This window comes from Pseudarthrobacter sulfonivorans (assembly GCF_001484605.1).
Lineage (GTDB): Bacteria > Actinomycetota > Actinomycetes > Actinomycetales > Micrococcaceae > Arthrobacter > Arthrobacter sulfonivorans_A.
The window spans coordinates 4,436,328-4,450,997 of sequence record NZ_CP013747.1 but is presented as its reverse complement, the minus strand read 5'-3'; the positions used below and the strand labels follow the sequence as shown (position 1 = coordinate 4,450,997).

The window sequence follows — 14,670 nt, the reverse complement described above, 5'->3', positions numbered from 1 at the left end:
GACCGCAGATGACCTGAAGAAACGCAGAAGCATCTCTGAAGGCCCGAGGCTTAGCTTGGGAATGCACACGGAGCCAAAGCCTGGACCGGAACCCAGCTGGCACCGAGGTTGACTGGAAATGAAGCCTATCGAGACATTCTCCTGGCGCATTTCTACTTCTCATTTACCAACGCAAATCGCATAGAAGGAGCACAAAATGTCTATATTCGAAAGTGCAGGAAGCGGGAGAAAAACTCCTGCCGGACTCACCGGACTTCCTCACGTAACCAGGCGACAAACACTAATGGCTGGAGCGGGGCTTCTGGCCGCAACAGCGTTGCCCGCCGCCGCGGCCCACGCGAACCCCTTGGCGCCCAGTCAAATAGGTTCCTCCGCCGCCGCCTTGCAGGGACGGTACACGATCCAGCAAGAATATAACCGCCTCTTCGTCGATGCCCATGAATCCGCGAATCAGGATTACCGCCTCGTCACCCGCGGTCCGCAGAGCAATGACACGCAACGCTGGCTACTGAATCCTGTCGGACATGTTTTCACCATCCAGCAGGCGAGCACCCACCGCTTCGTCGACGCCCATGAAACCGCGGATCGTGGACTTGACTTCGGCGTCGTTACGCGCGAATGGCAGAACAATGACACCCAACGCTGGATTGCTATCTCGCTGGGCAACGACAGATACACCCTTCAGCAGCTCAGCACCCGCCGCTTCGTCGATGCTTATGTAACCAAGGATCAGGACTTCCGCCTCGTTACCCGCGAACGGCAGAACAACGACAGCCAACGCTGGATTATCAGACCCCTGGGCAACGGCACATTCACTCTTCAGCAGGAGATCAATGGCCTCTTCGTCGACGCCCATGAATCCGCGGATCTGGACTTCCGCCTCGTCACCCGCGATCCGCAAAACCACCCAAGTCAATTCTGGATTCTGAATTCCGTTGGACGTGTCCACACGATCCAGCAGGCGAGCAACGGCCGCTTCGTTGACGCCCATGAAACCGCGGATCAGGGACTTGACTTCGGCCTCGTTACGCGCGAACGGCAGAACAATGACAGCCAACACTGGGTGACGATCTCCCTGGGCAACGACAGATACACGCTCCAGCAGCTCAGCAACGGCCGCTTCGTCGACGCCTATCTATCCACAGATCCGAACTTCCGCTTCATGGTTACCCGCGAACGGCAGAACAGCAGCACACAACGCTGGATTATCCTTCCAGGCTGACCCACGGAACCACGGGAAGGCATTTCTGAATAATGAGCCGATTTCCTGCGCGGGCCCTTGCAGCAAGGCTTTGGGCCCGCGTTTGGAAATCCTGAGGAGGGTTCCTCGATAAATGCCAATCATCGCTCACCCTCCTCGTGTTCAGAAAGACGCTGAGACCCTGGGCCTATTGCATGTATCCACGTGGAAGGGGTTTCGCCGCTGCTAGACCACACAGGAGACTAACGATGCTCCTTGTCCGCTCAACTCCGCATGATCTATGTCTCCAAGTCTCATGACTTGTCGCTGCTCCAATGCATTGCCGTGGCAGTGGCCGTGGCCGTGGCACAACCAAACAGTGGCAGCACCATCATCAATGGAACGATTCTTCTCCACAAGGTTGTAATCCGGCGATCCTTTCACCTGGCATCGGTAATGATGGAAGTGGCTGTGCTGCGGTGTGACTCAGGCACTGACTGACGCCCTAAGGGTTTGTCTTCTTTTTGATTTGTCCGCCGCGGCATAGCTGTAGTAAACGCGGCGGCCAGGTGGACATGACCTCATAGCGAAAGGCCCAAGAACAGCACCATGACTACGATGTTTGGCCGAAGGAGTGACCGACGCATGTGCTGTCAAGCACTGAAGGTTTGACACGGCGGAGATACCCGACCCTCGTACATTGGCTCCGTCACTCATAGCGACGCAGGCGTCCGGAGTCACCACGAGAGTCAGGCGACCACGGCTCTTGCTGCATGCGTCGGACAATCCCCCCGGAGGCTCGGACAAGTCCAGCTTCCAACGACCCGCGCTTCTTCCGCCAACCAGGCTCTCTATTGTCCTGAGACAGATCAATTGCTCCCAATTACACAGCAGGCCCCGCACTGGAAAGCGCGGGACCTGCGTCCGTGTGAGTCAAAGGGCCAGCTACGACCGACCAAGCGAACCGCCAACTAGGCCAGTTTGCGCCAACTTCCCAGTGCCGTTTCGCCAACTAGTATTCGAACCGCCAACTAGCCTCCGATCTCACAGGGTCCTAGAAGTCCCAGTCGTCATCCTCAGTGTTGACGGCCTTGCCGATGACGTACGACGAACCGGACCCAGAGAAGAAGTCGTGGTTTTCGTCGGCATTCGGTGACAGGGCCGAGAGGATGGCCGGGTTCACGTCGGTGACTGAAGCCGGGAACATGGCCTCGTAGCCCAGGTTCATCAGTGCTTTGTTGGCGTTGTAGTGCAGGAACTTCTTGACGTCCTCGGCCAGGCCAACGGAATCGTAGAGGTCGTGAGTGTACTGGACCTCGTTCTCGTACAGCTCGAAGAGCAGCTCGAACGTGTAGTCCTTGATCTCCTGCTTGCGCTCCTCGGAGAGACCTTCCAGGCCCTTCTGGAACTTGTAGCCGATGTAGTAGCCGTGGACGGCTTCGTCGCGGATGATCAGGCGGATCAGGTCGGCCGTGTTCGTCAGCTTTGCCCGTGAGGACCAGTACATCGGCAGGTAGAAGCCCGAGTAGAACAGGAAGGACTCCAGCAGCGTGGAGGCCACCTTGCGCTTCAGCGGATCGTCGCCCTGGTAGTAGTCCATGACGATCTGGGCCTTCTTCTGAAGGTTCACGTTCTCCGTGGACCAGCGGAATGCCTCGTCGATCTCCTTGGTGGAGGCCAGCGTGGAGAAGATCGAGGAGTAGCTCTTGGCGTGCACGGACTCCATGAACGCAATGTTCGTGTAGACGGCTTCCTCGTGCGGGGTGATTGCGTCCGGAATCAAAGAAACGGCGCCGACGGTGCCCTGGATGGTGTCCAGCAGGGTCAGGCCCGTGAACACGCGCATGGTGAGCTGCTGCTCGTCCGGAGTCAGCGTGGCCCACGACTGCACGTCGTTGGAGAGCGGGATCTTCTCGGGCAGCCAGAAGTTGTTGACCAGACGGTTCCAGACGTCTACGTCCTTATCGTCCTGGATGCGGTTCCAGTTGATGGCTTCAACATGGCTCAGTAACTTGAGCTTCTCGGTCAATTTGTGTTCCTCCGCCTGATTGCTGTTGCACGGGGAGCGACCCGCCGTGCCTGTTTCAATTCTAGATGGCTGTGTGGGCACCCCGGCGTGGGCACCCACACAGCCACACTCGAAACTCTTAGACCCACTGCCTAATCGTCTGCGCCGGACTCCGCCTAGCGGCAGTGTCGGTCACGAACCTGCCCGTGTCCGCGGAGCGGTTCACAAGCCGTGAGTTCGATGTACCTGAACCCACAAACTCCACCGTCGTCGTACTGGGACGGCGCTGCGCCGTCGCCATGGGGATGAATGCGCCGGTCTTTGCGTCACGTGCAATTTTCTGAGGCACTGGTGCCCCTTTCTGCCGAATGCTCGGCCGTTGATTTCATAGCTGACCTTGTGGGCAGCTACGGAATCCCGCGTGGGAATTTGGACTTTCGTCCGCGTGCCCTGATACATTCGACCTTCCAGAGATTCAATTTGGAACGTCTCGTGCGCGAGATTCTTGAGGGGCCGTGTTAGCGCACGGCCCCTCAAGCTTTTAAGTCTGGCTTACTACGCGGGGAGCTTGCCGCCGTCGTAAATCAACCGATTTCGAGTGTCACAGCATGCAGCTGACGCAGTTGTCCACCTCAGTTCCCTCCAGCGCGAGCTGGCGGAGACGGATGTAGTAGATGGTCTTGATGCCCTTCTTCCAGGCGTAGATCTGGGCCCGGTTGATGTCGCGCGTGGTGGCCGTGTCCTTGAAGAACAGCGTCAGGGACAGGCCCTGGTCCACGTGCTGGGTGGCGGCGGCGTAGGTGTCGATGACCTTCTCGTAGCCGAGCTCGTACGCGTCCTGGTAGTACTCCAGGTTGTCGTTCGTCAGGTACGGCGCCGGGTAGTACACGCGGCCCAGCTTGCCTTCCTTGCGGATCTCGATCTTGGACGCCACCGGGTGGATCGAGGAGGTGGAGTTGTTGATGTAGGAGATCGAGCCCGTCGGCGGGACGGCCTGCAGGTTCTGGTTGTAGATGCCGTGCTCCATAACGGAGGCCTTCAGCTCGCGCCAGTCATCCTGGGTGGGGATGTGGATGGTCTTGAACAGCTCCGCGACCTTCTCGGTCTGCGGCACCCACTCCTGCTCCGTGTACTTGTCGAAGAACTCGCCCGAGGCGTACTTGGACTTCTCGAAGCCGCCGAAGGTCTGTCCGGTCTGGATGGACAGCAGGTTGGAGGCGCGGACCGCGTGGTACACCACCGAGTAGAAGTAGATGTTGGTGAAGTCCAGGCCCTCTTCGGAACCGTAGTGGACCCGCTCGCGGGCCAGGTAGCCGTGCAGGTTCATCTGGCCCAGGCCGATGGCGTGGGACTGGTCGTTGCCGCGGGCGATGGACGGCACCGAGGTGATGTTGGACATGTCCGAGACCGCCGAGAGGGACCGGATGGCCGTCTCGATGGTCAGGCCGAAGTCCGGGCTGTCCATAGCCTTCGCGATGTTCAGCGAGCCCAGGTTGCAGGAGATGTCCTTGCCGGTCTGGTCGTAGGACAGGTCATCGTGGTACGTGGTGGGCTGGGAAACCTGGAGGATTTCCGAGCACAGGTTGGACATGATGATCTTGCCGTCGATCGGGTTTTCCCGGTTCACGGTGTCCTCGAACATGATGTACGGGTAGCCGGATTCGAACTGGATCTCGGCGAGGGTCTGGAAGAACTCGCGCGCCTTGATCTTGGTCTTCTTGATCCGGGAATCGTCCACCATCTCGTAGTACTTCTCGGTGACCGAGACGTCGGAGAACGGCATGCCGTAGACGCGCTCGACGTCGTACGGGGAGAACAGGTACATGTCCTCGTCCTTCTTGGCCAGCTCGAACGTGATGTCCGGGATGACAACACCCAGCGAGAGGGTCTTGATGCGGATCTTCTCATCCGCGTTCTCGCGCTTGGTGTCCAGGAAGCGGTAAATGTCCGGGTGGTGCGCGTGCAGGTACACCGCACCGGCACCCTGACGGGCACCGAGCTGGTTGGCGTAGGAGAAGCTGTCCTCGAGGAGCTTCATCACGGGGATGACGCCGGAGGACTGGTTCTCGATCTGCTTGATCGGGGCGCCGACTTCGCGGATGTTGGTCAGCGCGAACGCCACACCGCCGCCGCGCTTGGACAGCTGCAGCGCCGAGTTGATGGACCGGCCGATCGACTCCATGTTGTCTTCGATGCGGAGCAGGAAGCAGGAAACCAGCTCGCCACGCTGGCGCTTGCCGGCGTTCAGGAACGTGGGGGTGGCCGGTTGGAAGCGGCCTTCGATGATCTCGTCCACCATCTGCAGGGCGAGCTTTTCGTCGCCGCGGGCCAGGTGCAGGGCCACCATGCAGACGCGGTCCTCGTAGCGCTCCAGGAATCGATTGCCGTCGAACGTCTTCAGCGTGTAGGACGTGTAGAACTTGAACGCGCCCAGGAAAGTCTCGAAGCGGAACTTCTTTTTGTACGCGCGGTTGTAGAGCTCGCGGATGAAGTTCATCGTGTACTGGTCGAGGGTTTCGCGCTCGTAGTACTGGTTCTTCACCAGGTAGTCGAGCTTCTCTTCCAGGTCATGGAAAAAGACGGTGTTGTTGTTCACGTGCTGCAGGAAGTACTGGTGTGCAGCCTCGCGGTCGGCCTCGAACTGGATCTCGCCGTTCGGACCGTACAGGTTCAGCATGGCGTTGAGCTCGTGATAGCCCAGGCCCTTATAGGCGGCCGGCATCTCGGGCTTTTCGACGGCAGCGCCTGCGCGGGTGCCCTGGCCTTCGGCCCTGGTTACTTCTGTGTCTGCGACAGTCGTGTCCAAAACGTGTCCAATCCATTGTGTACGCGGGCGACGTCTTCTGGCGTGCCCATTAGTTCAAATCTGTAAAGCCGGGGGACGTTGCACTTGGCGGCAATAATGTCCGCGGCCATGCAGTAGTTGTCCCCGAAGTTTGTGTTGCCTGCACCGATAACCCCACGGATCAGTTGCCTGTTCTGCGGGTCGTTCAGAAAGCGGATCACCTGCTTGGGCACGGAGCCCTCTCCCCCGGTGCCCCCGTACGTCGGCACTACCAGGACGTAAGGCCGGGTGGCGAGAAGGGGTGCATCCTTTGCATGGAGCGGGATCCGTGCCAGCTCACATCCGAGCTTCGCGACAAAGCGGCTGGTGTTCTCGGAGGTGGAGGAAAAGTAGATGAGCTGGCTCTGTGTGGTGACAGGCGCCAACGGGGCCACCTGGGCCCTGGCTACTGCCAGTGCTGACACGGGAGTCACCTCATGTGTGCGGATTGAAAGTTGCCGGCTGGCGAAAAGTTTAAGGCCTTAGGCCACGGAGGAAACGGCAGACAGTGCCAGTTCCTCGATCTTGTCCGGGCGGAAGCCTGACCAGTGGTCCTGATCCGTGACTACAACAGGTGCCTGCATGTAGCCCAGCGCCTTCAGGCGCTCGAGGGCCTCGGCGTCCTGGGAGATGTCAACGCTCTGGTAAGTGATGCCCTTTTTGTCCAGCGCACGGTAGGTTGCGTTGCACTGTACACACGCAGGTTTGGTGTAAACCGTAACGGTCATTGTCCCTGTCCCCTTTATCGAAATCTTCGCTCGTCTTTGTCCTGCCCAAGCTGTACGTCGATACTACATGTAGTGCAGACTGCTCTTCGGAACCCCAAGATGATGTATTACAAGTATGTCATTTAATGCACTTTTAATCCACAGGCAAGCGCCCTCAAAATGTCCGGAATCCCGCCATTTTTGCGGACGAAATCCACACCCTGTGGAGTACTTAGCCACAATTAACGCCCCGCGTGTCGCGTGCTGGACGGCGTGTCGCGCATGGTGGGCGGACCACTACATCTGGTGCCGGGCACGCAAAAAGGGGCCCTGAAAACACCCTCAGGACCCCTGCGACGTGATGAACCTAACCCACTACAGCTGAGCCTCCCGGCGGTCCAGGACAATCTGCTGCACGTCCAGGTAGCCGGACTGGAAACCCGCCCGTGAATAGCACAGGTAGAACAGCCACATCCGCTGGAACACGGCGTCGAACCCCAGCCCACCCACCTCCTGCGAGCGCGCGATGAACTGTTCCTCCCAGAGGCGGAGGGTCGCGGCGTAGTGATCGCCCAGGCCCATCCGCTCCCGCACCCGGAGTGTGGTGTGCTGCTGGGTCACACTTTCGATGGCCCGCACGGACGGCAGGAAGCCGCCGGGGAAGATGTACTTGTGCACCCAGGTGTACGCGTTGCGCGTGGCCAGCATGCGGCCGTGCGGCATGGTGATGGCCTGGATGGCCACCTTCCCGCCCGGGGCCAGCACGCGGTCGATGGTCTGGAAGTAGATGGGCCAGTACTCATAGCCAACCGCCTCGACCATTTCCACGGACACAACGGCATCGAACTCGCCTTCCACGGCGCGGTAGTCCTGCAGCGCCACGGTCACCTGGTCTGCGTAGCCGGCGGCTGCAATCCGTTCCTGCGCCAGCGCCCGCTGCTCACTGGAGAGCGTCACGCTGTAGACAGTGGCACCGCGGGCTGCTGCCCGGAGGGCCAGCTCACCCCAGCCGGTGCCGATCTCCAGCAGCCGCGTGCCGGATCCGACGCCGGCCTTGTCCAGAAGCCTGTCGATCTTGGCCTGCTGCGCCTCCGCCAACGCGTCCCACGGGACGGAATCCAGCGCACCGTCGCTCAGCGGGAAAAGCGCTGAGGAGTAACTCATGGTGGTGTCCAGGAAGTTGGAGAAGAGCTCATTGGACAGGTCGTAGTGCCGCGAGATGTTGCTGCGCGTGTTGTGCTCTTCGTTGCGTTCCTGCCGCGGCGTCCGCGGCAGGTACAGGCTCCGCAGTTTCTGCAGCGGTGCGGGGATCAACGTGTCCACGGACGCGGCGAAGACCTCCAGCACCCCGGCGAGGTCTGAGGCTTCCCAGTCCCCCGCCATAAACGATTCGCCCAGCCCGATCAGGCCGTTGTCACCGATCCGCACTTCGAACGCTGCCGGCCTGAGCATGGTCATCACCGGTGCGTCCGGGCCGCCGGTGCCCAGCACCGAACCGTCCGGGTAGGCAACGCGCAGGGGCAGCCGTCGTACGGCCGCCTTGAACAGCAGGCCGGCGGCTTTGCCCGCCACCAGCGCTTTAGTGCCCGACGGCGCGTGGGCAACACCGGGCCACACTTCCGGATCGATGGTGGCCGGCGACGCCGGTACCCCGGCAGCAGTTTGCCCTGTCACCGGGTGCCGTGCGGCTGACTTCGCGGCGGAGACCTCCGCAGTCGCGGCTGTTCCGTTTTCATCGGTCATGGTCATTGGACTGCCTCCTGTGAGGGGTGATGTGGTTTTTTGATGACTGGCAGGCGTCGCGCCCAGAGTTTGATGCCCTGGACCCGGATCAGCGCGGATACCAGCAGCGGCGCGGCCGGGACGGCCACGGCCGCTGCCAGGATGTTCCTGACGGTGGCCGGGCGCCGGTCCCCGTCCATGGTCGCGGCGAACGGCCGCTGCCCTTCCCGCTCCAGGACGATGGAGACGGACAGCCGCTGCTCCGGTGCGGGCAGCTTCATCCGGTACTGCCCGTCAACGTCATTGAACGGAGAAACGTAGAAGGCCTTGGGCACGCTGGCCCGGCCGGAAGGATCCGTTTCCAGCAGGTAGCAGTGGCGTTCGCCGTAGGTGTTGTGGACCTCGGCGATGACACACTGCAGCTCCCCGGACATCCGGTAGCACCAGAAGAGGGTGAGCGGGTTGAAGACGTGGCCGAAAACCCGGGCGCTGGTCAGCATCCGGATGGCCCCGCCGTCGGGCTCTATCCCCCGGGTCCGCAGGAACCGTTCCACGTTGCTGCGGATGGTGGCGTCGGGATCACCCAGGTGGTCGGCGGCCCGGAAGACAGCCAGCGGCCGCATGAGCCGGGGCAGAACCGGGAGCCGGTCCACGTCCACAAACCAGCTGTAGCTCCGGTAGGTGAACGCATTCTTAAGGGGCGTCTGGCGCACGTGGGAAATGGACGTGCGGTAGATGGCTGCCGTCGAGCTCATGCGCCCTCCGAGGCAGAGAGCAGTTCGGGCTCGGGTGCCTGAGTAGCGGGCGTATTCCAAGTTCGTCCCAGGCTCGCGGCGGCACGGACACCGGCCAGGGCGCCGTCCTCGTGGAACCCCCAGCCCAGGTAGGCGCCGGCGTAGGCGATGCGGTCGTCACTCAGGGCCGCAATGCGCTGCTGTGCCCGCAAAGATTCGGGAGTGTACTGGGGGTGTTCGTAGACCAAATGTTCCAGCACCCGGTCCTCCGCGATGAGCTCGGACTCCCCCAGGCTCACCAAGTACGGCAGGCCATCGGCAGGCTCCAGGCGCTGCAGCCGGGTGAGGTCGTAGCTGACCAGGACCTTGTCCGGGCGGGCTTCGCAGTCCGGGAGACGGTAGTTCCAGGACGCCCTGGCATTGTCCGCGGCGGGCAGGACGGCCGGGTCCCGGTGGAAAACGGTGTGGTTGACGGAGTACGGCATCTGCCCCAGGGCTTCCTTTTCGGCCGGCGTGGCGTCCGCGAGGAAGCCCAGGGCCTGGGCCGGGTGCGTGGCAATGACCACGGCCTCGAAATCCTCCACTCCGTGATCGGTGTCCACTTCCACGCCGAGGGCGTGGCGCCGGATAGCGGTGACCGGACTGCTAAGCCTGATGTCCGGGAGCGTGGCGGCGAGTTTCTCCACGTACTTTCCCGAACCGCCGGTGACCGTCTGCCACTGCGGCGAACCCTTGACGCCCAGCATGCCGTGGTGGCCCAGAAACGTGAAGAGGTAGCGCGCCGGATAGGACAGCGCCGTGGTGGGATCGCACGACCACACCGCGCTGACCACCGGCGTCATGAAATGGGAGATGAAGTACCTGCTGAAGCGTTCCTTTGCCAGGAAGTCACCGAGGGTCAGCTCCGCGCCGCCCGCACCAGGGCCGGCGTCGGACGCTGGAGCTGACTCAATCAGAGCGCGGGCCCTGCGGTAGAAGCGCATGACCTCCAGCAGCATCAGAAGGTAGCGTCCGCGCAGCAGGCTGGACGGGCGGGCGATGATGCCGCGACCGCCCCCACGGGCCCCGGCGTACTCCAGGCCGCAGCCATCACAGCGGACGGACATACTCATTTCGGAGTCCTGCGTCTCCACGCCCAGCTCGGCGAACAGCCGCAGCAGGGTGGGATAGGTCCGCTCGTTGTGGACGATGAAGCCGGTGTCGATGCCGAGGACGGATCCATCCGGCTGCGCGACATTGTGGGTGTGGGCGTGGCCGCCCAGCCTGCTGTCCGCCTCGAAAAGGGTGACGTTGTCGTGCCGGTTCAGGACATACGCGGCCGTCAGGCCGGCCGCTCCGCTGCCCACGACCGCGATGCGCCGTCCCTGCGGCTTGAAGGTCGAGTTCCCTGCCAAAGACACTGTTCTGCTCCCCTGCTCGGACTGCATGTGCGCTTGCTCGGTGCAAACTCTCTAGGGGCAGTTCGACGCCGCGGGGCCGGTGGATGACTGAGTTTGCCGTAAATCTTTGTGCCAGAATGAAGCGGGCGTTCCATCCCCGGCACACCGCAGTGCCAAGGCGGCCCTGACCGAAGGACAGCGTTGGTAAATCCCGTACATCTGAAGACCCTCCTGGAAGTTACCCGGCTGGGCTCGTTCGCGGCCGCAGCGGCACGCCTGGGCTACACGGCGTCGGCTGTCTCGCAACAGATGTCCGCCCTGGAACGCGAGACGGGCGTGGTCCTGTTCCAGCGTTCGGCCCGCAGCGTGGTCCCCACGGAAGCGGCGGTAGTGATGACCCGGCACGCCGCGAAGGTGCTGACGGACATCGAAGCCCTGATGGCGGCAGCCTCCAAGACACACAGCAGCACCAGCCAGGAGCTCCGGCTGGGAATCTTCCCCAGCCTGGCAACCTACGTCCTCCCGCGCATCCTGAAGAATCCGGCGTGGAAGGACCTGGCCATCGACCTCAAAGTAACGGTGGCCGAACCGGCCCAGACCATCCAGGGACTGCGCACCGGCGGAGAACTGGACGTGGCGCTCGTTTTCCAGGTGGGCCAGTCCGGGCTCGCCTGGCCGCACACCATTAACCGGCAGTGGATCGGCGATGACAACTTCCGCGTAGTGCTCCCCGCGGGCTGGGGGTTCCGCACGGACGCCAAGGTGGCCGCTGACCATCTGTCCGAGCTGCCCTGGATCATGCACCACCCCGGGAGCCCCGACGCCGTGGTGATCGAACGGCTCTTTGCCAGCTGCAACCTGCATCCGCGGGTGGTGGCCCACAGCGACGACTTCCATGCCAGCCTCGAAATGGCGGCCGCCGGACTGGGCGCGGCGCTGGTGCCCGAGCTCGCATTGCGGAACCGGCCAGCCGGCGTAGTAGTGCTGGACGTTCCCGAGATCCGGCTGGCCCGGAACGTGTTTGCCCTGCTCATCAACGAGAAGAAGACCGCCCGGGTGCAGCTGTTCGTGGACCTGCTCGCCGAGACGATGGCCGCTGCGGGGTCCTCAGGCAATTAGCCCGGAATGCTGGAAAGCGCAGCACTTGGGGGCTATGTTGAAGGTATGAACAGGGTAGCGAGCCAGCACTTTGGAGAAATCGAGCTCAACCACGGCAGGGATCACAACATCGCCGCGAAACACGAGCTGGGTGGCCAGTTGCTGGAACTCGACCTGAACATCAACGCACACGACCACTTTGACGAAGCCGCCATGCACAAGGTTGACTACCGGTTGCGCTTCCTCCCCGAGCTCGTGGACGAGGTGCGGCAGATGATCGCCGACGAGCTGGAGCAGGAAGGCACCAGCCCGCAGGAGTACCTCCACTTCCACTGCAGCGCCCTCAAGGACGAGCAGCTGCAGAAAGTCTTCGGCGTGGAGGAACGCAGCCAGCTCACCAACGACGTCTTCCTCAAAGCCCTCAAACTCGGCCACGTGGGCATCTTCCCCGGCCAGCCCGAGCGCTACTTTGTCATGGACTTCACCCTGGGCTCACACTTCACGGACGAGGTCCTGGTGGTAGCCGCCGACGAAGACGGCGTGGTGGACGACGAAATCCTCTGGGAGTCCTGAACCCTTAACGCACGACGGCGGCCGGTCACCTTTCGGTGACCGGCCGCCCGTCGGCGTTAATGCGGTGGGTTACTTGGCGGATTCCAGCAGGCCGGCGCGGACCGTCTTGGTGGCCTTGACCAGGTTGCGCAGGGACTCTTCGGTCTCGGCGTAGCCGCGGGTCTTCAGGCCGCAGTCCGGGTTGACCCAGAGCTGGCGGGACGGGACGTGCTTGACGGCGGTGGCCAGGAGTTCGGTGACCTCGGCTTCGCCCGGAACACGCGGCGAGTGGATGTCGTAGACGCCCGGGCCAACGCCGCGGCCGAAGCCGTGGGACTCGAGGTCGTGGACGACCTCCATGCGGGACCGTGCCGCTTCGATGGAGGTGACGTCTGCGTCGAGGCCGTCAATGGCGTCGATGATCACGCCGAACTCCGAGTAGCAGAGGTGGGTGTGGATCTGCGTGGCGTCGGCCGCACCGGCGGTGGCCAGGCGGAAGGAATCCACTGACCACTTCAGGTACGTGGCGTGGTCGGCCTTGCGCAGCGGCAGGAGTTCGCGCAGTGCGGGCTCGTCCACCTGGATGACCTTGATGCCGGCAGCCTCGAGGTCCGCGATTTCGTCGCGGAGGGCCAAGCCAACCTGGTTGGCGGTCTCGCCCAGCGGCTGGTCATCGCGGACGAAGGACCAGGCCAGGATGGTGACCGGACCGGTGAGCATGCCCTTCATGGGCTTGCTGGTCAGCGACTGGGCGTACTCGGCCCAGGCCACCGTGATGGGGGCGCTGCGGGTGACGTCGCCCCAGAGGATGGACGGGCGCGTGCAGCGTGAGCCGTAGGACTGGACCCAGCCGTGGACCGTGACGTCGAAGCCTTCGAGGTTCTCGGCGAAGTACTGGACCATGTCGTTGCGCTCAGGCTCGCCGTGCACCAGGACGTCGTAGCCGAGCTCTTCCTGCAGCTCAACAACGCGCTTGATCTCGTCCTTCATGAGCTGCTCGTACTGCTCGTTGGTGAGGGCGCCCTTGTTGTTGCGGGCTCGCGCCGAGCGGATCTCGGACGTCTGCGGGAATGAGCCGATGGTGGTGGTGGGCAGCGGCGGGAGGTGCAGGGCCTCTTCCTGGGCGGCTTCGCGGACTGCGTAGGCGGAGCGGTTGAAGTCCGCTGCGGTCAGGGCCTCGGTGCGGGCCCGGACGTCGTCGCGGCGGACGCCTTCGGCGATGGCGCGGGCTGCGATGACTGCGGATGCCTCGTCGATGGCAGCCTTGGCGGAGGCCGGGTCGGCCAGGTAGGACGCGAGGGTCTTGACTTCCACGGCCTTCTGGTCGGCGAACGCGAGCCAGCTGCGCAGCTCCTCGGAGAGCTGGCCTTCTTCGGTGACGTCGTGCGGGACGTGCTGGGTGGAGGTGGAGGTGCTGACGGCGATCCGGCCGGCGGCAGCCTTCAGTTCGTCCAGCTTGGCGGCGGCGACGGCGAGGTCGTTGCGCCAGATGTTGTGGCCGTCCACGACGCCGGCAACCAGGGTCTTGTTGCCGAGGCCGGCCAGGGCCGCTGCGGACGGGACCGCGCCCTTGAAGGCGTCGATGTGCAGGGCGTCGATGTTTGTGGCGGCAAGTGTGCCCAGCTGGCCATCGAGGGCGCCGTACGGGGTGGAGACAAGGATCTGCGGGCGCTTGGCCGCACCGGAGAGGACTTCGTAAGCGCGGGCAACGGCTGCTTCGATTTCGGCGGCCGGGGTGTCCTGGTCAACAACCAGGGCGGGCTCGTCCAGCTGGATCCAGCTGGCGCCTGCGGCGGCGAGCTTCTCGAGCAGCTGCACGTAGACCGGCAGGACGTCTTCGAGGCGGGACAGCGGAGCGAAGCCTGCGGGGGCTTCATCCGAAGCCTTGGAGAGCAACAGGTAGGTGACCGGGCCAACGATGTACGGGCGGGTCTCGATGCCGTTGGCCAGGGCGAACTCGAATTCCTCAACGATGCGGTTGGAGGCGAGGGTGAACTCGGTCTCCGGGCCAATCTCCGGAACGAGGTAGTGGTAGTTCGTGTCGAACCACTTGGTCATTTCCAGCGGCTGCTGGTCCTTGGTGCCACGGGCCAGGGTGAAGTAGCCGTCGATGTCGAGCTGGCCTTCGGCGTTGAGGAGCTTGCCGAAGCGGGCCGGGACAGCGCCGAGGTGGGCGGTGGCGTCCAGGACCTGGTCGTAGTAGGAGAACGTGCCCGGAACAGCGGCGGCTTCGGTGAGGCCCAGTTCCTGCAGGCGCTTGGCGATGGTCAGCTGGATGCCCTTGGCGGCGGCGTCCAGGGCATCAGCGTCGATCTTGCCGGCCCAGTAGGCTTCGATGGCCTTTTTGAGCTCGCGGCGGCGGCCGACGCGCGGGTAGCCGAGGAGTGACGCGGCCGGGAACGGAGTGGCGGGGGTGTTCTGTTCAGTCATGGGAGATTCCTTGAGTGTTAGTGGAAACTGTGAATG

Annotated in this window: 11 protein-coding genes; 3 read left to right on the top strand and 8 right to left on the bottom strand. The window is 63.0% G+C overall.

All coding sequences use genetic code 11. From position 1 onward, the window contains the following. The first annotated feature begins 196 nt into the window (after positions 1-196). A complete protein-coding gene (locus tag AU252_RS20255; protein ID WP_083510495.1) occupies positions 197-1,222 on the top strand; it encodes an RICIN domain-containing protein in 1,026 nt (341 codons plus the stop codon). A 1,012-nt stretch (positions 1,223-2,234) separates the two neighbouring features. Here the strand turns inward: AU252_RS20255 and nrdF are convergent. The 7 genes from nrdF to AU252_RS20215 all read right to left on the bottom strand — a co-directional run bounded on the left by nrdF (position 2,235) and on the right by AU252_RS20215 (position 10,602). Continuing rightward, positions 2,235-3,209, bottom strand: coding sequence for a class 1b ribonucleoside-diphosphate reductase subunit beta (gene nrdF / locus AU252_RS20245; RefSeq protein WP_058932245.1), 975 nt, complete (start codon positions 3,207-3,209; stop codon positions 2,235-2,237). 580 nt (positions 3,210-3,789) lie between these two features. Continuing rightward, a complete protein-coding gene (gene nrdE, locus AU252_RS20240) occupies positions 3,790-5,910 on the bottom strand; it encodes a class 1b ribonucleoside-diphosphate reductase subunit alpha (RefSeq protein WP_058933079.1) in 2,121 nt (706 codons plus the stop codon). Between the two features lie 53 nt (positions 5,911-5,963). Continuing rightward, entirely contained in the window at positions 5,964-6,437 is a 474-nt protein-coding gene (gene nrdI / locus AU252_RS20235) for a class Ib ribonucleoside-diphosphate reductase assembly flavoprotein NrdI (protein ID WP_200950610.1), read from the bottom strand. 57 nt (positions 6,438-6,494) lie between these two features. Further along, positions 6,495-6,740 carry a glutaredoxin-like protein NrdH gene (nrdH, locus tag AU252_RS20230; protein WP_013601222.1) on the bottom strand — a complete coding sequence of 82 codons (246 nt, stop codon included), beginning with the start codon at positions 6,738-6,740 and terminating at the stop codon, positions 6,495-6,497. Between the two features lie 354 nt (positions 6,741-7,094). Next, complete coding sequence (locus AU252_RS20225; protein ID WP_083510493.1) at positions 7,095-8,468, bottom strand: class I SAM-dependent methyltransferase; 1,374 nt, start codon at positions 8,466-8,468, stop codon at positions 7,095-7,097. Beyond that, entirely contained in the window at positions 8,465-9,196 is a 732-nt protein-coding gene (locus tag AU252_RS20220; protein WP_058932244.1) for a DUF1365 domain-containing protein, read from the bottom strand. The genes AU252_RS20225 and AU252_RS20220 overlap by 4 nt, the downstream gene beginning before the upstream one ends. Then, positions 9,193-10,602 (bottom strand): NAD(P)/FAD-dependent oxidoreductase, encoded by a 1,410-nt coding sequence (locus AU252_RS20215; RefSeq protein ID WP_083510492.1) that lies wholly within the window; start codon positions 10,600-10,602, stop codon positions 9,193-9,195. The genes AU252_RS20220 and AU252_RS20215 overlap by 4 nt, the downstream gene beginning before the upstream one ends. 153 nt (positions 10,603-10,755) lie before the next feature. On the opposite strand from AU252_RS20215, the gene AU252_RS20210 reads away from it, so the two are divergent. Continuing rightward, on the top strand, positions 10,756-11,673 hold the full coding sequence (locus tag AU252_RS20210; RefSeq protein WP_058932242.1) for a LysR family transcriptional regulator: 918 nt from the start codon (positions 10,756-10,758) through the stop codon (positions 11,671-11,673). 45 nt (positions 11,674-11,718) lie between these two features. After that, positions 11,719-12,225, top strand: coding sequence for a DUF2004 domain-containing protein (locus tag AU252_RS20205; protein WP_058933077.1), 507 nt, complete (start codon positions 11,719-11,721; stop codon positions 12,223-12,225). 69 nt (positions 12,226-12,294) lie between these two features. On the opposite strand, the gene metE is transcribed toward AU252_RS20205, so the two are convergent. Further along, positions 12,295-14,634, bottom strand: coding sequence for a 5-methyltetrahydropteroyltriglutamate--homocysteine S-methyltransferase (metE, locus tag AU252_RS20200; protein WP_058932241.1), 2,340 nt, complete (start codon positions 14,632-14,634; stop codon positions 12,295-12,297). Positions 14,635-14,670 lie beyond the last annotated feature (36 nt).

Coding starts and splice junctions, on each gene's coding strand:
- AU252_RS20255 (WP_083510495.1), top strand. CDS start 197: ATGTCTATATTCGAAAGTGCAGGAAGCGGGAGAAAAACTCCTGCCGGA.
- nrdE (WP_058933079.1), bottom strand. CDS start 5,910: ATGCCGGCCGCCTATAAGGGCCTGGGCTATCACGAGCTCAACGCCATG.
- nrdH (WP_013601222.1), bottom strand. CDS start 6,740: ATGACCGTTACGGTTTACACCAAACCTGCGTGTGTACAGTGCAACGCA.
- AU252_RS20225 (WP_083510493.1), bottom strand. CDS start 8,468: ATGACCATGACCGATGAAAACGGAACAGCCGCGACTGCGGAGGTCTCC.
- AU252_RS20220 (WP_058932244.1), bottom strand. CDS start 9,196: ATGAGCTCGACGGCAGCCATCTACCGCACGTCCATTTCCCACGTGCGC.
- AU252_RS20215 (WP_083510492.1), bottom strand. CDS start 10,602: ATGCAGTCCGAGCAGGGGAGCAGAACAGTGTCTTTGGCAGGGAACTCG.
- AU252_RS20205 (WP_058933077.1), top strand. CDS start 11,719: ATGAACAGGGTAGCGAGCCAGCACTTTGGAGAAATCGAGCTCAACCAC.
- metE (WP_058932241.1), bottom strand. CDS start 14,634: ATGACTGAACAGAACACCCCCGCCACTCCGTTCCCGGCCGCGTCACTC.